General features: G+C 45.5%; 14 protein-coding genes and 1 other annotated feature. Of the genes, 4 read left to right on the top strand and 10 right to left on the bottom strand.

Translation table 11 applies throughout. The features are described from left to right. Window positions 1-62: 62 nt before the first annotated feature. The 4 genes from thrC to thrL form a co-directional block, all read right to left on the bottom strand. The gene (gene thrC / locus IJ23_RS09305) at window positions 63-1,343 is read right to left on the bottom strand and encodes a threonine synthase (protein ID WP_033906104.1); all 1,281 of its coding nucleotides are present in this window, start codon (window positions 1,341-1,343) and stop codon (window positions 63-65) included. Further along, window positions 1,340-2,296 (bottom strand): homoserine kinase, encoded by a 957-nt coding sequence (gene thrB, locus IJ23_RS09300; protein WP_033906103.1) that lies wholly within the window; start codon window positions 2,294-2,296, stop codon window positions 1,340-1,342. Before thrB ends, thrC begins: the two co-directional genes overlap by 4 nt. A gap of 20 nt (window positions 2,297-2,316) precedes the next feature. Continuing rightward, on the bottom strand, window positions 2,317-4,776 hold the full coding sequence (gene thrA, locus IJ23_RS09295; protein WP_033906102.1) for a bifunctional aspartate kinase/homoserine dehydrogenase I: 2,460 nt from the start codon (window positions 4,774-4,776) through the stop codon (window positions 2,317-2,319). Between the two features lie 53 nt (window positions 4,777-4,829). Continuing rightward, window positions 4,830-4,949, bottom strand: a sequence feature (Thr leader region). Further along, window positions 4,885-4,962 (bottom strand): thr operon leader peptide, encoded by a 78-nt coding sequence (gene thrL, locus IJ23_RS24100; RefSeq protein WP_074192076.1) that lies wholly within the window; start codon window positions 4,960-4,962, stop codon window positions 4,885-4,887. Its footprint overlaps the feature before it by 65 nt. Window positions 4,963-5,385: 423 nt before the next feature. Between thrL and IJ23_RS09290 the strand changes: the two genes are divergently transcribed. Continuing rightward, window positions 5,386-5,856: a hypothetical protein gene (locus IJ23_RS09290; RefSeq protein ID WP_005381821.1), complete on the top strand. Its 471-nt coding sequence runs from the start codon at window positions 5,386-5,388 to the stop codon at window positions 5,854-5,856. On the opposite strand, the gene IJ23_RS09285 is transcribed toward IJ23_RS09290, so the two are convergent. Next, window positions 5,853-6,335 carry a putative 4-hydroxy-4-methyl-2-oxoglutarate aldolase gene (locus IJ23_RS09285; RefSeq protein WP_005381822.1) on the bottom strand — a complete coding sequence of 161 codons (483 nt, stop codon included), beginning with the start codon at window positions 6,333-6,335 and terminating at the stop codon, window positions 5,853-5,855. The genes IJ23_RS09290 and IJ23_RS09285 overlap by 4 nt on opposite strands. 64 nt (window positions 6,336-6,399) lie before the next feature. Next, window positions 6,400-6,807 (bottom strand): DUF3293 domain-containing protein, encoded by a 408-nt coding sequence (locus IJ23_RS09280; protein WP_005381823.1) that lies wholly within the window; start codon window positions 6,805-6,807, stop codon window positions 6,400-6,402. 361 nt (window positions 6,808-7,168) lie between these two features. On the opposite strand from IJ23_RS09280, the gene arcA reads away from it, so the two are divergent. After that, window positions 7,169-7,885, top strand: a complete 717-nt coding sequence (gene arcA, locus IJ23_RS09275) for a two-component system response regulator ArcA (protein ID WP_005381824.1) — start codon at window positions 7,169-7,171, stop codon at window positions 7,883-7,885. An 85-nt stretch (window positions 7,886-7,970) separates the two neighbouring features. Here the strand turns inward: arcA and IJ23_RS09270 are convergent, their stop codons facing one another. The 4 genes from IJ23_RS09270 to IJ23_RS09255 form a co-directional block, all read right to left on the bottom strand. Then, window positions 7,971-8,420 carry a hypothetical protein gene (locus IJ23_RS09270; RefSeq protein ID WP_005381825.1) on the bottom strand — a complete coding sequence of 150 codons (450 nt, stop codon included), beginning with the start codon at window positions 8,418-8,420 and terminating at the stop codon, window positions 7,971-7,973. Window position 8,421: 1 nt separating this feature from the next. Continuing rightward, window positions 8,422-10,776: an aerobic respiration two-component sensor histidine kinase ArcB gene (gene arcB / locus IJ23_RS09265; protein WP_005381826.1), complete on the bottom strand. Its 2,355-nt coding sequence runs from the start codon at window positions 10,774-10,776 to the stop codon at window positions 8,422-8,424. A gap of 237 nt (window positions 10,777-11,013) precedes the next feature. Further along, window positions 11,014-12,759, bottom strand: coding sequence for a sensor domain-containing diguanylate cyclase (locus tag IJ23_RS09260; protein WP_033906101.1), 1,746 nt, complete (start codon window positions 12,757-12,759; stop codon window positions 11,014-11,016). Between the two features lie 35 nt (window positions 12,760-12,794). Continuing rightward, on the bottom strand, window positions 12,795-13,754 hold the full coding sequence (locus IJ23_RS09255) for a TIGR01212 family radical SAM protein (protein ID WP_033906100.1): 960 nt from the start codon (window positions 13,752-13,754) through the stop codon (window positions 12,795-12,797). A gap of 551 nt (window positions 13,755-14,305) precedes the next feature. On the opposite strand from IJ23_RS09255, the gene gltB reads away from it, so the two are divergent. Together gltB and IJ23_RS09245 are read left to right on the top strand one after the other, a co-directional pair. Continuing rightward, window positions 14,306-18,856 carry a glutamate synthase large subunit gene (gene gltB / locus IJ23_RS09250; protein WP_033906099.1) on the top strand — a complete coding sequence of 1,517 codons (4,551 nt, stop codon included), beginning with the start codon at window positions 14,306-14,308 and terminating at the stop codon, window positions 18,854-18,856. Beyond that, window positions 18,856-20,325 (top strand): glutamate synthase subunit beta, encoded by a 1,470-nt coding sequence (locus tag IJ23_RS09245; protein WP_033906098.1) that lies wholly within the window; start codon window positions 18,856-18,858, stop codon window positions 20,323-20,325. The genes gltB and IJ23_RS09245 overlap by 1 nt, the downstream gene beginning before the upstream one ends. Window positions 20,326-20,497: the final 172 nt, after the last annotated feature.

Below are 20,497 nucleotides of genomic sequence, written 5' to 3'. Positions count from 1 at the left end.
GTGAATGATTACTCATTCACCTCTCGTTATTTCTGTTTTTGATACTTACTATACTTTGAAGCTTACTGCACGCGGCGCAGTACTTGTTTCAATGCGTCAAAGTCTGCGTCGAGCTCTTCCGATAGCAGCTCCATCGCAGCGTGCTTCGCTAGTGGCGCAGGAAGGTCGATATCGGATTCTAGAATATCATCCACCACTTCTTTGAACTTCGCAGGGTGAGCAGTACATAGGAACAGACCGGTTTCACCGTCTTGCAATTGTTCTTCAAGCACTCGGTAAGCAATCGCACCATGCGGTTCGCATAGGTAGCCTAGAGCATGTAAATCTTTCACTGACTGTGCGCTTTGCTCATCAGATACTGCGCCTTTACCTAACGTCTCCAAGCCCCACTCTTTCACGCGGCACAGCTCTTCAATACGAGGCCAATTGTTTGGTTGGCTCACGTCCATCGCGTTCGATGTTGTTGCGACTGTTGGTTTTGGCTCCCACTTACCTGTTTCTAGGTAGCGAGGAACCGTGTCATTGGCATTAGTTGCAGCGATAAAGCGTTTGATAGGCAAGCCCAACGCTTTTGCCAATAGACCAGCAGTTAGGTTACCAAAGTTACCACTTGGTACAGACACAACAAGGTTTTCACGCTCTTGTTTGCTCATTTGCGCAGCTGCTTCAAAGTAGTAACAGATTTGCGCCATCAAACGGCTGATGTTGATTGAGTTTGCAGAGTTCAGACCGATCTCTTCACGCAGTGCAGAATCATCAAAAGCTTGCTTAACCAGTGCCTGACACGCATCGAAGTCTCCATCGATCGCGACAGTGTGAATGTTTTTACCAAGCGTACAGAATAGCTTCTCTTGCAGTGGGCTGATCTTGCCTTTTGGATAAAGAATCACAACGTTGATGTCTTCCATACCGTAGAAAGCATGCGCAACGGCTGCGCCAGTATCGCCAGAAGTTGCAGTCAGAATGGTGATCTTGCCACCGTCCGAAACGGCTGCAAGAGATTGCGCCATAAAGCGACCACCAAAATCTTTAAATGCAAGCGTTGGACCATGGAACAGTTCCAGAGCGTAAACACCGTCTTTGACCTGATTAATTGGCGCAGGGAATTGGAATGCAGCATCAACAAGAGCATTCACCTGCTCTTCTGCAAGTTCATCTCCAATTAACGCCGATAGAATCTTAGTGCTACGAGAGACAAAGTCTTCTGCAAGCAGCGCATCGATATCTTCAAATTTTGGTAATTCCGATGGGAAAAATAGGCCTTGATTGCGACCTAACCCTTGGCGAACGGCTTGGCCAAAGGAAACTTGTTCATCATTTTCTTTTATATTGTAAAGCTTCATAGCTCACTTCCTGTTACTTTCGAACCCTGCTTATCTAGACGACAAACGTGGACGAATCCTTCTTCGTTTTGTACGTAGTTTTGTTCTAACCAGCGAGCAACTCGCTCAGCGACATCTTTCTCTTTGCAAATACTGAACAGTGTCGGACCACTGCCAGAAATACCGGTTGCCAATGCACCCGCAGACGCTGCGTATTGACGTGCATTCGCAAAACCTGGAAGCAGTTTCTCACGATACGGTTCTGCGATCACGTCTTTGATCATTTTTGCAGCAAGTTCTGGCTGACCAGAATGACACGCATGAATAAAGCCCGCAAGGTGGCGACCATGAGCGATGATATCTTGTCGGCGGTATTGAGATGGTAGGATCTCACGCGCTTCCGCCGTTGATACCTTGATACCCGGATACGCCATCACCCAGTACCAATCATCAAAGCAAGGCACTTCTTGACTGATGATACCCAACTCTTCAAGCATCAGTTGCACACCACCAAGGTAACATGGCGCAACGTTGTCGTAGTGAATACCACCAGAGATCTTGCCTTCCATCTCTCCCATCAGCGCCAATAATTCTGTCTCGTTAAGTGGCTGTCCATGGAATCGGTTCAATGCATCTAATGCTGCGACGATAGAACATGCACTTGAGCCTAAACCAGAGCCAATTGGCATGTTCTTTTCTAGCGTCATCTCAAGTGGTTTTAGCTCAACGCCTTTTTTGTCTAACTCACGAGCAAACACGAGCCAACAGTCGTAGACGATGTTGTCTTTTGGTTCAGTTGGCAATTTCTCAACAAAATCACCCGCCGTTTTAAGGCTGAACGGATCAGCCCCAGATTTCACCAATACACGGTCACCCAATAGTGTGCCATCCACTGGAGACACGGCCGCCCCCAGCACATCAAAGCCAACGCTTACATTACCAATTGATGCTGGGGCATAAACCACTACATCCATATCACTTGAACTCATTATTGTTATACCCCTAGTTTCCAACCTAAAGTACGCATCACGTCAGAAAATACACCCGCAGCCGTTACTTCGGTGCCTGCACCATAGCCACGTAACACTAGTGGGATTGGCTGATAGTAACGGCTGTAAAATGCCAGTGCGTTTTCACCGTCCTTGATTTTATACATTGGATCGTTTTCATCCACCGCTGCGATGCTTACTGTGCACTTGCCCTCATTAATCTCACCAACGTAGCGCAGTACTTTGCCTTCTTCCGCTGCCTTTGCAGATAATTCTTTAAAGTAAGCGTCTGCTTCAGGTAAACGCGCCATAAATTCATCAACGCTACCAGAATCATCAAAACCTGGTGGCAGTGCTTGATCAACCACAACGTCTTCTAGTTCTAGAGACATGCCTGCTTCACGAGCTAGGATCAGAAGCTTACGCGCGACATCCATACCAGAAAGATCATCACGAGGATCCGGTTCAGTAAAACCATTTTCTTTTGCGATATTAGTAGCTTCACTTAGGCTCATACCTTCATCTAACTTACCGAAGATGTATGACAGAGAGCCAGAAAGAATACCGCTAAAGCGCTCTAGCTCATCACCCGCTGAGATTAGGTTTTGCAGGTTTTCGATTACCGGTAGACCCGCCCCCACAGTTGTTTCGTACATCAGCTTGCGACGAGAGCTGCGCGCAACATCGCGAAGCTGATGGTAGTAAGCCATGCTTGCTGTGTTTGCTTTTTTATTTGGTGTAACGACATGGAAACCAGCAGCTAAGAAATCAGCGTATTGGTTCGCGATATCTTCACTTGATGTACAGTCAACCAATACTGGGTTGATGATGTGGTTACGTTGAACCAAAGAAATCAAACGCGCTAGGCTGAACTCTTCTGTCGCTGCCGACATATGATCACGCCAATGCTCGAGTGGCAGACCTTCACTATCAAGTAAAAGACCTTTGCTGTTTGCCAAGCCACACACGCGAATAACGATGCCTTTTTCCGCAAGCTTCGCCTGTTGACGCTCGATCTGATCCACCAGCTCACCACCAACGCCACCAATACCAACCACGAATACGTCTAAGAAGTGCTTAGAGTTGAAGAGGTTTTCGTGACACGCTTTGATTGCTTCAGAGATTTTATCTTCAGGAATCACGGCTGAGATAGCACGCTCAGATGAGCCCTGTGCGATGGCTACAATGTTTACGTTCACTTCAGCAAGAGATGAGAAGAAGCGAGATGCAACACCGCGCGATGTACGCATGCCGTCACCAACCAACGTTATGATTGAAACATTATCAATAAACTCGACCGGCTCTAATAAGCTATCTTTCAGTTCCAACTCAAACGCATCGGCCAGTACTTGTTGCGCTTTTGCTTTATCTTCTGCCTCAATACAGAAGCTAATGCTGTACTCAGAAGAAGACTGAGTAATAAGAACAATAGACACACCAGCGGAAGACATTGCGCCAAATACGCGGCTTGCCATGCCAACCATACCCTTCATACCTGGGCCGGAGACGTTAACCATAGTTAGGTCGTTTAGCGTCGTGATACCTTTGATCGCCAGATTGTCTTCACCAGTGTCTTGCCCAATCAAAGTTCCTGCACCTTGTGGGTTAAAGCTGTTTTTGATCAGACATGGGATGTGGAACTGCGCGATAGGAGCAATGGTCTTCGGATGCAAAACGGAAGCACCGAAGTAAGAAAGCTCCATCGCTTCTTGATAGCTAAGAGATTTAAGTAGGCGAGCATCTTCGACTAAGCGAGGGTCACAGTTGTACACACCATCTACGTCTGTCCAGATCTCACAGCAATCTGCGCGCAGACACGCCGCAAGAACCGCCGCCGAATAATCAGAGCCATTGCGACCAAGTGTTACCAATTCACCTTTCTCGTTACCTGCGGTAAAGCCAGGCATGATATTCACATGGCCCAGAGGAAGAGGGTTTTGGCGGAAGTTTTGCGTTGAAACATCTACATCGACCATGGCTTCAAGGTGATCACCTTTTGCGTATAGGTATTCAACTGGGTCGATAAGATGTGCAGGCTGGCCTTTGGCTTCTAACACCGCTTTCATCAATTGAATCGAAACGCGTTCGCCTTTGCTAATAATACGTGCATTAACATTGTTTGGGCACATGCCAAGAAGATTGATGCCATGAACGAATTGGCGTAATTGAGAGAGAGAAGTTTTCACTTGGTTATCGAAAGCTGAACCATCGATATTGGGTAGTACTGCTTGGACTTGAGTGAAGAGCGTTTTAAACGACTCCTCCAACTCTTTGATTTGTAGTTCTGCTTCACCATTGCGCAATGCGCCTTCAATGACCGCAACCAATTTGTTTGTTGTTTTACCAGGAGCGGAAAGAACAACCGCCACTTCTTCTTGTTGAGCGTTATTGGCAATAATGTCTGCCGCTCTCAAAAAGCGATCTGCATCAGCTAGTGATGATCCGCCAAACTTCAATACTCGCATCCCTTCCTCCGGTATATCTTCTTAAATTTGTCTAAATTCTGGATAAAAAAGCATAAAAAAAGGCCTGTATCTTGTTGGATACAGGCCTTTTTTGTGAATTTCTTTCGCTCAGCAGCCTGCCCCAACATGTGTCGTGTCGGTAATAATAATGGTCGTGGTCATTACTACTAGGCTGTTAGATGGCATAAATAAATATTCAACGTTAATTGTGTTTGCTTAACTCTACGTTTACCGAGTTTCTGATACATAGTCAACAAAAAATTGTTTGTTTTTCCATCTTTCAGAGAATTCTGCTAAGCAATGTCATTGATATTTATAGTTAATTACACATTATTGATCATTTAAAAATCTACAGTTAGTTTTTGTAAAGGACTTAACCATCATCACCAGTTCGGTTTTTTATCTAATAACTAGTCTGATCTTTGCCATAAAACGTACGATCAAATAATTCGAGAGGGTTGTGACACATAACAACAACTTAACTGTGACTTATGTTCATAGGATCGAATTATTTAGAAAATAGGTGAGCTAGCTTTCATATTCTATGCTTTAATAGTGAGAAGCTTTGGGCGCATACTAATAAAAAAGTTGACACAAGGAGTGGTGAACATGAAAAGAGGGCTTTTTCTGTTGCTGTTTTTTGTGCCTGGTGTTTGTCTAGCAAACGAGCTTCCGCCGCTTCCAGGTAAAACATCCCCTTCTCCTCATAAACTATTCATTTCCAGCGACAGTTATCAGTCTGACAGTTTTGATGTTTGGAATATCGATACGGGTTACGCTTACGAACTTTTTGATTCGGTAGACGTTTATGTCGGTGCGCGAGTCAATAACTCTCCTACCAAAAATCAAAGTGGTTTTTTGAGTGGGATCAGCTATCACTTTAATGATCGTGTCACGCTGAAAAGTACAGTTCGCTCTTACAAGAACGAAACAGCGGAAGGTATTCGCCAAGACGACAGTAGCCTCGCGGCTGAAGTATCAAGTCGCGTAAAAATTACCGATAAACTGGATCTTCACGCGACTCTTGATTACCAAGATTGGCAACAAGGCTTTGAGGTTGGTTTAGGCTTTCGTTTTTAGAAGTCCAGCTTTTGCTTAGAAATCAACACACCGTTCCAGTCCGCGTAAACGTAGTGCTTAGGTTGAACGATTTGGTTTTGCATCGTTAAGGTTACGTTTACCTCTCCTATCCCGCGTTTCTCTGTTTTAAACGGGTTAGTTCCAAGAGCTTGAACGCCAATGTCCATTTGAGATATTTGTGCTACGTCGCGTATTGCACCATAGACAATGATACCTTCCCACCCATTTTCTATTCCGAGTATCGCTAATTGATCGCCGAGTAATGCTCTCTGACACGATCCATGTCCGTCAACAATCAATACTTTACCCGTTCCATCTTCGCCCAGTACTTCACGCACTTTCGAGTTATCGTGATAGCAGCGCACCGTAACGATTTCACCGTAAAAAGCGCTACGTTGACCAAAGTTCTGCAATGGTAAAGTAAGCAAGCTCACTTGGTCTTCAAATTGGTCACAAATATCGGGTGTAATGTCTCTCATATTTCCTCCGTGAATTTTCTCACCCAAGCGGTGCTTCAGTGAGCAGTATCCTTTTCTATACCTTCTATACGAGCCGAGGTTTAATGGAGCCTAACGTATGAAAAACTTTCGGCTGCGAGCACGCAATAAGATAAAGTTGGTCATTAATGACGTAATAAATCGCGTTTTGTTGAAAGTCACTCGCCAATTCAACGGCTACCTCTGGCGACAACTCGACGGCAAAGCTTTCCTCATACCATGTAAAAGCGCTATCACCTACCGTGACAGGCGCGTAATTAACGTGCTGTAGCTGTTTTTCTAACGCGTGATTGTTTATGCTGTTCTCTTCTTTGGACCTCAAGTTACTGTATGGGTTCCAAGCGGTTATCACAGCATAGTTTGAAACACGCCACTCGGCTTCGAATCTGAAAAAAGATTCTGAATAAGCATTCCATAACGATGCGTCTATGTTCTTATTACTTTTTTCTATCATAAGTCTTAAACGATTAATAACAGTTACATTTCATCAATTGATATAAATCAACAAACTGAATGGAATTAACATTTGAGCATTGTTAGCATGCTGTTAACAATATAAAATCCGCTCAATATCTTAGGGTGTTTACGTTTCAGGCCCCACTGAAAGCAGGAAATGAAAGGTAAACAAGCCCTTTAGAATAAACGTCGCCATTGGATACTGGTGAGTTGGCAAAATTCCATGGAGGGCGGATAACTGAAAGAAGTGTTTTTTTGATCAACTTGATTTATTATCAAAATCACATTACCTGTATGTTATATTTTTGCCTAGAATTTATTCTATTAGCACAATTTTGTCACAAATTTAGGTACCGCCAATGCAAACCCCGCAGATTCTTATCGTTGAAGATGAGCAAGTAACTCGTAACACTCTTAAGAGTATTTTTGAAGCAGAGGGATACGCTGTTTTTGAAGCCAGTGACGGTGAAGAGATGCACCAAGTGTTGTCTGATAACTCAGTCAACTTGGTTATTATGGACATTAATCTTCCAGGCAAGAATGGCCTTCTACTAGCGCGTGAATTACGCGAGCAAGCGAACATTGCTTTAATGTTCCTGACAGGCCGTGACAATGAAGTAGACAAGATCCTAGGTCTTGAGATTGGTGCAGATGACTACATCACTAAACCATTCAACCCACGTGAACTAACTATTCGTGCACGTAACCTACTTAGTCGCTCAATGAGCTCTAACGCGGTGCAAGAAGAGAAGCGCTCGGTAGAAAAGTATGAATTCAACGGTTGGGTACTAGACATCAACAGCCGCTCTCTAGTAAGCCCTGCTGGTGATAGCTACAAGCTACCTCGCTCTGAGTTCCGCGCATTACTGCACTTCTGTGAGAACCCGGGTAAGATTCAAACTCGTGCAGATCTTCTTAAGAAGATGACTGGTCGTGAACTTAAGCCACACGACCGTACTGTAGACGTAACGATTCGTCGTATCCGTAAGCACTTTGAGTCTGTTTCAGGTACGCCAGAAATCATCGCCACTATCCACGGCGAAGGTTACCGCTTCTGTGGCGATCTAGAAGACTAGATTTAACCGCTAATATGCAAAGGGCTTGCTCATTGAGCAAGCCCTTTTTGTTTTAGGTCTAACGACTAATGCAACATCATTGCGGTTAATAAACCTTGTTAATCTTCACGTACTTTTCGACTAACCAACGCTGTTTACCCGCATCGTCTAGAAGCACTGCGATATCAACCGATTTTTCTGTGTTCACATCAATGTGAGACGAGAACGCCACCTCCCATCGGCTTTCACTGTGCGTTCGAGTATCTAAAGACGCACTGTCCACCAACCACTCTTTTTGCCCCTGTTTAATAATAAGAGCTTCTGCCGTTAGATTTGCAGGAAGTAACTGATCTCCTTCGAGGTAAAGTGCACCTTGAATACTTTGCTCTTCCACGTCCCCAATATTCGGCATGAGGTTCACCCATAAATTACTTTTGAGCTCAACATTAACCTCATTAATCGTAATCTGACTGTTTTGTTGCCAATTCACATTTGGAACGGAACTACAGCCTGCCATCAATGCCATGGCTAATGCCAATGGTGCGATTCTTTTCATGTTATTTCCTTTGTTCCAACCAACTTTTGAGGACTTGAATATCGTTTTGGTATTCATTTTTGATCTCTTCAACCCAGTCTGAAATGTTTTCCCACCATGCTGGCATATCGGGCGATTGCGCTTTTTGCGCCACACTTTGGATACGTTTCAGGCCAATTGAACCTGCAGCACCTTTGATTTTATGCGCTTCAGAAACAATCCCATCTTGATCTTTCGCTGTCATGTTCGAATCTAAGACATCGATATAGTCTGGCATCATATCTTCAAACATTTTTATGCTGTCGTAGACAGGTTTTGCACCAACAATGTCGACGTAAGACTCTAACATATCCATATCGAGCAAATGTGTCTCAATCACAGGAGAAGGCACTGGCTCTTCCACTGTTTCGGGACCGCTCACCACTTCCTTAGGTTGTTCTAACTGGTGAGCGAAGAATTTATCAATCACTGACTGAATAGCATTCACTGCCAGCGGCTTACTGATCGCATCATCCATGCCGTTATCTAAGTATTCACGACGATCTTTCATTACATTAGCAGTTAAGGCGACCAATGGAGGAAGATTGTTATAATGCTTGCGGTAATAATTGGCGACATCAAAGCCCGTCATATCAGGCAGTTGGATATCCAACAACGCTAAGTCGTATTTTTCTGGCACAAAGTTCACTAACGCTTCTTGGCCCGTCATTGCCACGGTGACAGAGTGCCCTAGGCTCTCTAGTAACGATTTAGCCACAGTTACGTTAAGCTCGATGTCTTCGACCATAAATATGTTGAGGCGCACATTGTCGCGTTTCGCATCAATGACTGGCTCAGCTAGTTCAACAATCGGAACGTGGATCGATACAGTAAAAGTGCTACCAAAGCCTTCCTCACTGGTAACCGTAATGTCACCATCCATCATATTGATCAGTTGCTTAGATACCGCCAAACCAATACCTGTACCGACCGCATGCAGGTTGTCCTTGCCTGATTTCACTTGGTAGTACATCGCAAAGATCTTATCTAGCTCTTCGTCTGGGATACCAATACCTGTGTCTTCCACTTCCATAATAATGGTCGCAAAATCGTCTTCGACATCCGCGCTCACTGTCATCACAACGCCACCTTCCTTGGTGAACTTCATTGCGTTGCTGACCAAGTTCCAAATCACCTGACGTAGACGGGTTGCATCCACTTCAATTGCTTTTGGCAAGTCGCTTAAACGTTCTAAGTCAAAGCGTAACCCTTTTTGTTCCGCCATCAGAGCTGAGATACTCTCAATCTCTGCGACGAAGTCTTCGAAGTTAAGTGGCGCAGGTAATAGTTCTAACTTACGGCGATCAAATTTATCCATATCGATAATATCGTTGAAGATGTTACCTAGAGTAATCGCACTCACATTGATGGTCTGCATGTGTTTACGCTGCTCTTCTGTCAACGGACTATCTAGAAGCATACGACTTAAGCCTACAATGCCATTCAGCGGCGTTCGCAGCTCATGACTGATGGTTGAGATGAAGGTAGTTTTGTCGCGGCTTGCTTTCTCTAACGACTCTTCATGGCGCTTACGTTCAGTGATATCACGACCGAACCCAACGAGACCAAGGTGGCGGCCATCTTTGCTGTAAAATGGCACTTTACGCAGCTCAAAGTAATGCTTGCGACCATCTGGGTATTCGAGCCATTGCTCGTAAGTAATTGCTTGATTATCGGCAAAAACCTTTTGGTCAGTATCAACGATATGCTCGGCGATTTCTTTGCTATACACATCCCAAGGGCTTAATCCGACTAACTGGTGCTCTTTCTTGCCCGTTAGCTCTTCCATCGCGCGGTTACAGCCAGAGAAAACACCATCCGCATTGCGGTAGTAAATTAAGTCTGGTGAGGCATCAATAAATGAACGCAGTAATGCGGTACGTTCTGCCAACTCTAATTGAGTACGTTCGCGTTGGAACACCTCATTTTCGAGGTCTTGCATCGCCTCTTCACGTGCTTCTTCCGCTTTAATACGCTCTTCAATTTCTTGGTTAAGCTTTTCAATGTTTTGTTGAAGTTGGTAATTCAGCTCTTGATCTCGCGAACGCATGTCCTTCAGTTTGGACACCAGCTTAGTTAAACGCTGGCGAGACTCTTCTAGTTGATCTACAACCACAGAGAGGAAGTAAACCGCCCAAGGGGTGATCAATAGACCAAAAAACACCGAACGGACAATGTCGATATCATCTACTCGCCCTTTGAGAGCTAAAGTAATCCCTACCTGCACCACAACAGCTAATGCCACCAGCGCAAGGGCTAGCAAAATAGAGAAGCGAACAATCCCCAGTTTGACTAGCAAGTCGACATAATACTGGGCGAGATTTTTCATGGGTTTCATTAACTACTCCATGGTGGTGGCTAGATAGCGCCATTCGATGATGAAAAACAGGTAAATGCACTCGACCTAACGCAATTTAGGTCTGTTTGATTAGTGAAAAACACACGGTGCGATCTGCGCTTGTGACACGAGATAAAAAGATAAACCAACGAGCGCACAGGCTTGTGTAAGTTTAACGTGTTTAATACGGTGATTTAAACAATCAGCTATCAACTTAGAGCAAGCGGTCACAAAGCGTTAGCAAGAACTGGGGTGAATACAAGTGCGATTACGTCCATCAGCTTTAGCTTGATATAACGCACTGTCAGCCATAGCGATGCCCATTTCGGGTTCATCACCATGCTGAGGAATGTAAGAGACCAGACCGATACTGACGGTAAGGCGTTCAGATGCTTCTGAACTGTCGTGTTCCATATCAAGCTGTAGAATTTTCTCATGAATACGCTGTGCTACGTTGCGCGCACCTTCCGTGGTGGTATTCGGCAAGATAAAACCAAACTCCTCGCCACCATAACGCGCAACACAATCCGAAGAACGATTGATGACTTGTGTAAACACGGTAGCAACACTGACTAACGCTTCATCACCTTGTTGGTGACCGTAACAGTCGTTGTAATCTTTGAAAAAGTCGATGTCACATAACATGATGGTGAGCGGCAGCTTTTCTCTAGCATGGTGGTACCACAATACCTGCAGTTGTTCATCGAAACGGCGTCGGTTCGATACTTGAGTTAAGCTATCCATAAAGCTCAATTTTTCTAACTCTAGGTTGGCTTTTTCCAACTTTTGTTCTGCAAGATAACGCTCAGAAATATCACGCGCCATGATCAGCACACCATTCGTTCCTGATGCTTTATCTTTAAAAGGCGATTTCACCACATCAAACCACGTACTTTTACCATCACTACTCACGACTTTATCTATGTATCGAACTGGCTCTAACTGGCGTAATGCTTCTAAGTCACTGTCTGCTAAGCGCGCGTACATCTCTTTAGGAATCACGTCTTGGAGGCGCTTACCTATCAAATCAGAAATTTTTGAAATTCCTAACGCCTTAACAAAAGGCTGATTACACGCTTGATAGACCATGTTCTCATTGAAAATACCAATAGAGTCCGGACTGGCATCCAGAATCGTTTGTAAGATAGTATCTCTTTGCGCTAGCGCCACCTCTGTATCTTTGCGACGCTCCATTTCATCTCGCAGATTCTGTTGCATCTTGTGCCATTCAGTCACGTCATGACTAATAGACAGCGTACCGATAAGCTCACCACTCGGCGAAACAAGAGAGTTTTGATTGACTTCCAGTAAGCAACTTCGACCTTGTGGATCCGTTGTCCATTTACGTTCGCTTTTTCTGGTCATCTCACCCAAGGTCTTGGATGCGCAAGCTTCTTCCCTTCGCCCTTGCCAGAATTGATCAAATGCTCGATTGGTCGTTAACAGATTGCCTTGGCGGTCTTGGGTACAAATCAGCTCTGAAAGTGAGTCTAATGCCGAACGTGCGATGATTAATTGCGCAAGTTCTTGTTGCTGCTCTTGGTGAGTGGCTTGATATGGCTGAGCATAAAGAATCCAAACTCGATGATTGCGCAATAAACTCTTTCTGCCTGACAGCTCCACTTTAATAGATTCACTATCAGATAGTCGCCAGTCAAAAGCCTGCTGACGAAAATGACGACTAGAGAAGCGATCGAGAAACTGCTCAAGCTCATGAATATCGAATAAAGCAGGATACAAATACCCCGTTCCCAAAGAGCGAATGCCTAATAACTGCATCGCAGCCTGGTTAGATAGCAAGAGCTGAGCATGGCTAGTGTCCACCACTATGACTGGATAGGGAGAATCCGTTACTAGTTGCTTAAGTGACGTCTGAAAGTGCAAATAGATCAGTGCTAACGCGCACACGCCTGCGATTAATAACAAGACGACATAGCCATAACCGCCTTGACCACCCCAAAGCCAATTGAGTAACTGATCCATCGTTTAAACCTTCAAAGAACACTGGTTAAAATATATCAGTTATTTATTGAGCGATCTGCTATTAATTCCGGTTTAGTATAGATAAAGGCATTCCCTGTAAGGCTCCCTTGAGCACCATGAGCACTGAGTTCTCGACCAATTTCCGTCATCGCTAGCCAACGGTTTTCACACCACAGAGGCGATAATAACGTGGGCCTCCTGGCTGCTGATGAAACGCGATGATAAATCACATCTGGTGGTGTCATACGAATCATTTCACTGGCGATCGCAACATATTCTTCTAATTCAGGGGCTTCTAGCTTTCCAGCACGCCAAGCTTTCGCCATGGTGCTACCTTCGACAATATGCAAGCCATGTAACTTGATGCCATCCGTTCCCACGGCCAACACTTTTTGCAGGGTTTCAATATTTTCGGCGCGGGTTTCTTTGGGTAAACCCACAATTAAGTGAGTACAAACCTTGATTCCGAGTGTTCGCGCACGCTTAGTGATTTCGGCATAACACTCAAAGTCATGACCACGATTGATACGTTTTAGGGTGTCATTGTTGGCGGTTTGAAGACCTAGTTCTAGCCAAATTTCATAACCTTGCTGTACATAGCCCGACAGTAAATCCAATACCGCATCAGGGACGCAATCAGGACGCGTCCCCACACAAAGACCAACCATGTCTGCAGCCTTTAGTGCTTCCTCATACATGTTTTTGAGAACTTGTACTTCGGCATAGGTACTGGTGTAGGCCTGAAAATAAGCGAGATACTTCTTCGCTCTGTGAATTTCACCTGCGCGATCTTTTAACTGTTCGTGAATGCTTTTTATCTGGACTTCTTCATCTGCAAACGAAGCCACATTGCAAAATGTACATCCTCCCCGCCCAATCGTGCCATCGCGGTTAGGGCAACTAAATCCACCGTGCAATGTTAACTTATGAACCTTTTCACCGTATCGACGCTGAAGATCTTGGCCGATTGTATTGACCAACTCATGTAACTGCATAAATTCTCACCAACAATAAATCGTAATCAATCTCACTACGATCTGTGTAAATAAATTACATCCCTGCAAGAAAAAACACACAATATTAATCAATTCAAACACCCATCATGCGGGTCAAAATCAATAAACTTGCATAATTAAAGACAAAAATCGTTCATGTTGCGTAAGTGTTAAACTAAAAATGCATAATTAAACGAAAAAATTGGGTCACAACGCCGACTTTTTCATTGCATTCTGAAGTGACAAAATTGTAGGATACTTACACAACCCCGTTATTTTTGTGACTTTTATTACAAAGCACACTGCGGGATTTGTCGGTGTTATCCCACTCCTACCTATATAAATCACTAGATAGTGATAATAAATAAAGGGATACCACCAAGGATTGTTTTTCTCGCAAAACTTTTCCTGCGAGATACGGAAAGGAATCAAGACCGGTCAACCTAGATCGGTGGCGATAATAAATATAAAGGACAAGACGTAATCAATAGTCTAGGTAGTATTTGCTGCCCGGTACTTTTGCGTCGACATTGAACTGGAAGGATGTATCTATGGTAGATAGAGAGCAAAATCCACAGGGTCTGTACACTCCGGAACTGGAGCATGACGCTTGTGGTATCGGTTTTGTTGCTCACCTTAAAAACCGTAAATCTCATGAAGTAGTGACTCAAGCATTGGATATGCTGGCTCGCATGGAACACCGTGGTGGTCAAGGTTGTGACCCATGCAGCGGTGACGGTGCGGGTATCTTGCTACAAAAACCTCATGAATTCCTATTAGAAGAAGCCGTTAAGCTAGGCATTAAACTGCCTTCGTTTGAAAAGTATGGTGTTGGTGTCGTTCTTTTCCCGAAAGACGAATACAAACGCGAGCAATGCCGTGACATTCTAGAACGTAATGCACAGCGTCTAGATCTTGAAGTTATCGGCTACCGCGTTCTGCCAACCGACAACTCAATGATCGGTGCAGACCCACTAAGCACAGAGCCTCAGTTTGAGCATGTGTTTATCTCTGGTGGCCCTGGCATCACACCTGAAGAGCTAGAACGCAAACTGTACGTACTTCGTAACTACACTGTACGTGTTTGCCTAGAAAGCGTTTCGAACATTGGTGACGACTTCTACATTAACTCCATGTCTTACAAGACATTGGTGTACAAAGGTCAGTTAACGACCGAGCAAGTACCTCAGTACTTCCTTGATCTGCAAAACCCGACCATGGTGACTGCACTAGCACTGGTACACTCTCGTTTCTCTACCAACACCTTCCCGAAATGGCGTCTTGCACAGCCTTTCCGTTACATTGCCCACAACGGTGAAATCAATACAGTTCGCGGTAACTTGAACTGGATGAAAGCCCGTGAAGCAATTCTAGAATCAGACCTGTTTACTCAGGCTGAAATCGACATGCTTCTTCCAATCTGTCAGGAAGGCAGCTCGGATTCATCTAACTTCGATATGGCACTTGAGCTCCTAGTTCTTTCTGGTCGCAGCCTGCCACACGCATTGATGATGATGATCCCGGAAGCATGGCAAGAAAACAAAAACATGGATCCTAAACGTCGCGCGTTCTATCAGTACCACGCGAACATCATGGAACCATGGGATGGTCCTGCTTCAGTATGTTTTACTGATGGTGTTCAAGTTGGTGCGACACTAGACCGTAACGGTCTGCGCCCTTCTCGCTACACAGTGACCAAAGATAACTTCCTAGTGATGGCATCTGAATCTGGTGTTGTGGATATTGAACCAGAGAACGTAGAGTTCCGTGGTCGTCTACAACCGGGTCGTATCTTCGTTGCAGACCTAGAGCAAGGTCGCATCATCTCCGATGAAGAAGTGAAAGACACCATCGCAACGGCACAGCCTTACGAGAAATGGGTAGAAGAAAACCTACTGAGCTTGAAGAAGCTGCCAGATGCGAGCAACCAGTTCAGCCAACCTAAGCCAGAACACCTTCTACACCGCCAACAAGCGTTTGGCGTAAGCACTGAAGAAGTGAACGAAATCATCGTTCCAATGGCGAATGACGCGAAAGAGCCATTATCAGCAATGGGTGCCGACTGGCCTCTTGCGGTTCTATCTCATCAGTCTCAGCACCTTTCAAACTACTTCAAGCAGCTGTTTGCACAGGTAACCAACCCGCCGATCGACCCGATCCGTGAGCGTATGGTTATGTCGCTGAACACTTACTTGGGTAAAGACCAAAACCTTCTGACTGAAACACCACTTCACTGTCAGAAAGTCGAATTAGAATCGCCGGTTCTGGCGAACTCAGAGCTTGAAAAACTGCGTGCGATCGATAACGAGCACCTACAAGCGAAAACGTTGGATATCGTATTCCAAGCTAGTGAAGATCAAGGCAAACTTGAGCGTGCATTAAAACGTATCTGCCAATACGCAGAAGACGCGGTTATCGATGGTTACTCAATCATCCTACTCACTGACCGCGCAGTGAATTCAAACCACGCGGCGATTCCAGCAATGCTGGCAGTTGGCGCAGTGCACCACCACTTGATCCGTAAAGGTCTACGTGCGAAGTGTGACATCGTGGTTGAAACTGGTGACGCGCGTGAAACGCACCACTTTGCAACGCTACTTGGTTACGGTGCGAATGCGGTTAACCCTTACCTAGTGATTGAAACCATCATTGAACTTCAACGTACGAAGAAGTTGGATCCAGAAGCGAACCCTCGTGATCTGTTCAACAACTACCGTAAAGCGATCAATGGCGGTCTTCTGAAGATCTTCTCGAAGATGGGTATCTCAACGCTACAGTCGTACCATGGTGCGCAAATCTTCGAAGCCTTGGGCATCCATAAATCCGTGGTAGACAAATACTTCACAGGTACAGTTTCTCGTATCCAAGGTCTAACCCTTGATGATATCGCCAAAGAAGTGCTGATCCGTCACCGCATCGGTTACCCACAACGCGAAATCCCAATTCAAATGCTGGATGTTGGTGGTGTTTACCAATGGAAACAGCGTGGTGAGAAGCACCTATTCAACCCAGAAACCATTTCTCTACTGCAAGAGTCTACGCGCAACAAGAACTACGATCAGTTCAAGCAGTACGCGACAGCCGTAGATAAACAAGGTGACAACGCAGTAACTCTGCGTAGCCAGCTAGAATTCATTAAGAACCCAGCAGGTTCTATCTCTATCGACGAAGTCGAACCAATTGAAAGCATCGTGAAACGCTTCGCGACGGGCGCTATGTCATTCGGTTCTATTTCTTACGAAGCACACTCCACACTAGCTGTTGCGATGAACCGTCTTGGCGCGAAATCGAACTCTGGTGAAGGTGGTGAAGACCCAATGCGTTTCGAGCGCAAAGAGAACGGCGATTGGGAACGCTCTGCAATCAAGCAGGTGGCTTCTGGTCGTTTCGGCGTAACCTCTTACTACCTAACTAACGCTGATGAGCTGCAAATCAAAATGGCTCAAGGTGCGAAGCCAGGTGAAGGTGGTCAGCTACCAGGCGATAAAGTAGATGACTGGATCGGTGCAACGCGTCACTCGACTCCGGGCGTTGGCCTTATCTCTCCACCACCACACCACGATATCTACTCAATCGAAGATTTGGCTCAGCTTATCTACGACTTGAAGAACGCGAACCGCGCAGGCCGTGTAAACGTGAAGCTGGTATCAGAAGCAGGCGTAGGTACGATCGCTTCTGGTGTAGCGAAAGCGAAAGCGGACGTTGTACTAATCGCAGGTTTCGACGGCGGCACTGGTGCATCCCCAATGTCTTCAATCCGCCATACAGGTCTTCCTTGGGAACTTGGCTTGGCAGAAACGCACCAAACGCTACTGAAGAACGGTCTACGTAACCGTATCGTGGTTCAAGCGGATGGTCAGATGAAGACACCTCGCGACCTTGCAGTGGCAACACTACTCGGTGCAGAAGAATGGGGCGTGGCAACCGCAGCATTGGTGGTTGAAGGTTGTATCATGATGCGTAAGTGTCATAAGAATACCTGTCCTGTTGGTATCGCGACTCAAAATAAGACACTTCGCGAGCGCTTTGATGGCCGCGTAGAAGACGTCGTAACCTTCTTCCAATACATGGCACAAGGTCTACGTGAAATCATGGCTGAACTTGGCTTCCGCACTATCGATGAGATGGTCGGTCAAGGTCAGAAGCTGAAGATTCGCCAAGACGTTTCTCACTGGAAATACAAGAACCTAGATCTGTCTCCTGTTCTTCACGTTGAGCAACCACGTGAAGCTGATGGTGTATTCAACCAAGCTCAGCAGAACCACAACTTAGAAGAAGTGCTAGACCGTAAGCTGATTCAAGCAGCGATTCCTGCACTCGAGAAAGGCGAAGCGGTGAATGCCGAGTTCCCTATCGTTAACACGGACCGCTCTGCAGGTACCATGTTGTCGAACGAAATCTCGAAAGTGTACAAAGATGCCGGTCTACCTCAGCCAATGAACGTGAAGTTCAAAGGTTCTGCGGGTCAGTCATTCGGCGCATTCCTAGCTAAGGGCGTGAAGTTCGAAGTAGAAGGCGACGCGAACGACTACTGGGGTAAAGGCTTATCTGGCGGTACCTTAGTACTTTACCCAGATGCAAAATCAAGTATTGTCGCGGAAGACAACATCGTGGTTGGTAACGTGTGTTTCTACGGTGCAACTTCGGGTGAGTCTTTCATTCGCGGTATGGCTGGTGAACGTTTCTGTGTTCGTAACTCAGGCGCGAAAGTAGTAGTAGAAGGCGTCGGTGACCACGGTTGTGAATACATGACTGGCGGTGCAGCCATCATCCTTGGTTCAACAGGTCGTAACTTTGCCGCTGGTATGAGTGGAGGCGTAGCTTACGTATGGGATAAATCAGGTGACTTTGAGTCAAAACTGAACCCAGAGCTAGTAGACCTAGATCCAATCGAGCAAGAAGACAGAGATCTATTACTCGACATGCTAACTAAGCATGTTCAATTCACAGGAAGTGAAGTCGCTCAGTCTTTCCTAGACAACTTTAAAGCAAGCCTAGCCTCTATGGTTAAGGTAATGCCGCGTGACTACAAAGCGGTTCTTCAAAAGCGTAAAGCTGAAGCACAGTCTCAAGGAAACGAAACTCAAGTGGAGGCCGTATAATGGGTAAGCCTACTGGATTTTTAGAGCATGGTCGTGAACTACCACAGAAGATCGACCCAGCTGAACGCATCAAGAACAACAAAGAGTTCGTCCTGAACGAGGAGTTTGGTGACAAAATCAATACTCAAGCTTCTCGTTGTATGGATTGTGGTGTGCCGTTTTGTCATAACGGCTGCCCTATCGGTAACATCATCCCAGAGTTTAACGATGCAGTTTATCGTGATAGCTGGGAAGAAGCATGGAACATTCTAAGCTCAACCAATAACTTCCCAGAGTTCACTGGTCGTGTTTGCCCTGCTCCATGTGAAAGTGCTTGTGTACTTGGTATCAACCAAGATCCAATCACTATCTGTAATATCGAGAAAACCATCGTGGAAACGGCGTATAGTGAAGGGTACGCCAAACCAAAAACACCACGCTCTCGAACTGGCAAAACCGTTGCGATCATCGGTTCGGGCCCTGCTGGCCTTGCGGCTGCTGAGCAGTTAAACAGCGCTGGTCATACTGTGACGGTATTCGAGCGAGACGAGAAAGTGGGCGGTCTGCTACGTTTTGGTATCCCAGACTTTAAACTGAGCATGGAAGTCATTGATCGCAAGATCAATCTAATGGCAGAAGCTGGCATTGAGTTTAAAGTAAACCAACACGTCGGTGTTGATGTAAATGCTCAACAATTGCGTCAAGAGTTCGATGTGGTTCTACTAACCGGTGGCTCAACGGTTCCACGTGATTTGCCCGTTCCGGGTCGTGAACTAAAAGGCGTTCACTTCGCGATGGAATTCCTAGGTCAAAACAACCGTCGCGCCAATAACATGGACCTGAAAACGGAAGAAATTCACGCTGCGGGTAAACATGTTGTGGTTATCGGTGGTGGTGATACGGGTTCAGACTGTGTGGGAACATCAAACCGTCACGGCGCAGCAAGTGTAACTCAAGTGGAAATCATGCCGATTCCACCAGAGAAGCGCCCAGCCAATATGCCTTGGCCTCAATACCCAATGATCCTACGTACTTCGACCTCTCATGAAGAAGGTGTCGATCGTCACTGGAACATCCTGACCAAAGAGTTCATCGGAAATGACAAAGGTGAAGTCACAGGCCTTCGTCTTGCTGATATCGTTTGGCAAGATGCAAAACCAGGCGAGCGCCCAAGCTTCAAAGAAGTAGAAGGCAGCGAGCGTGTGATTCCATGTGATATGGCATTTCTAGCGATGGGCTTCCTACACCCTGAACCAACAGGCGTACTTGCTCAACTGGATATCGCACTAGACGATCGCGGTAACGTAGCAACTCAAGATTTTGCTACTAACCAAGAAGGCGTATTTGCTGCTGGTGATATGCGAACAGGCCAATCTTTGGTGGTTCGTTGTATCAATGAAGGCCGCGAATGTGCCCGTGCTATCGATGATTATCTAATGGGTGGCACAAACCTAGAAGCAAAAGCAGATTCACTGATGCTTTCTGCTTAACGAAGCAGTCACGCTTCTCTCTTTCAATTGCCTAATAGCCATCAGCAATATCGATGGCTATTGGTGAAGAAAGAAAACAATTCCTTCCAATCTTTCTATTTTGACCAGCATTTTATGCTGGTCTTTTTTATCTCCCACAGAATCAAATGTTACTTTTTTGTAACAATCAATT

Origin of the sequence: Vibrio sp. OY15, from assembly GCF_000742455.1 — a bacterium.
Lineage (GTDB): Bacteria > Pseudomonadota > Gammaproteobacteria > Enterobacterales > Vibrionaceae > Vibrio > Vibrio alginolyticus.
The sequence above is the reverse complement of the archived record's forward strand: the minus strand, read 5'-3'. Positions and strand labels throughout refer to the sequence as shown.

Coding starts and splice junctions, on each gene's coding strand:
- thrC (WP_033906104.1), bottom strand. CDS start 1,343: ATGAAGCTTTACAATATAAAAGAAAATGATGAACAAGTTTCCTTTGGC.
- thrB (WP_033906103.1), bottom strand. CDS start 2,296: ATGGATGTAGTGGTTTATGCCCCAGCATCAATTGGTAATGTAAGCGTT.
- thrA (WP_033906102.1), bottom strand. CDS start 4,776: ATGCGAGTATTGAAGTTTGGCGGATCATCACTAGCTGATGCAGATCGC.
- thrL (WP_074192076.1), bottom strand. CDS start 4,962: ATGCCATCTAACAGCCTAGTAGTAATGACCACGACCATTATTATTACC.
- IJ23_RS09290 (WP_005381821.1), top strand. CDS start 5,386: ATGAAAAGAGGGCTTTTTCTGTTGCTGTTTTTTGTGCCTGGTGTTTGT.
- IJ23_RS09285 (WP_005381822.1), bottom strand. CDS start 6,335: ATGAGAGACATTACACCCGATATTTGTGACCAATTTGAAGACCAAGTG.
- IJ23_RS09280 (WP_005381823.1), bottom strand. CDS start 6,807: ATGATAGAAAAAAGTAATAAGAACATAGACGCATCGTTATGGAATGCT.
- arcA (WP_005381824.1), top strand. CDS start 7,169: ATGCAAACCCCGCAGATTCTTATCGTTGAAGATGAGCAAGTAACTCGT.
- IJ23_RS09270 (WP_005381825.1), bottom strand. CDS start 8,420: ATGAAAAGAATCGCACCATTGGCATTAGCCATGGCATTGATGGCAGGC.
- arcB (WP_005381826.1), bottom strand. CDS start 10,776: ATGAAACCCATGAAAAATCTCGCCCAGTATTATGTCGACTTGCTAGTC.
- IJ23_RS09260 (WP_033906101.1), bottom strand. CDS start 12,759: ATGGATCAGTTACTCAATTGGCTTTGGGGTGGTCAAGGCGGTTATGGC.
- IJ23_RS09255 (WP_033906100.1), bottom strand. CDS start 13,754: ATGCAGTTACATGAGTTGGTCAATACAATCGGCCAAGATCTTCAGCGT.
- gltB (WP_033906099.1), top strand. CDS start 14,306: ATGGTAGATAGAGAGCAAAATCCACAGGGTCTGTACACTCCGGAACTG.
- IJ23_RS09245 (WP_033906098.1), top strand. CDS start 18,856: ATGGGTAAGCCTACTGGATTTTTAGAGCATGGTCGTGAACTACCACAG.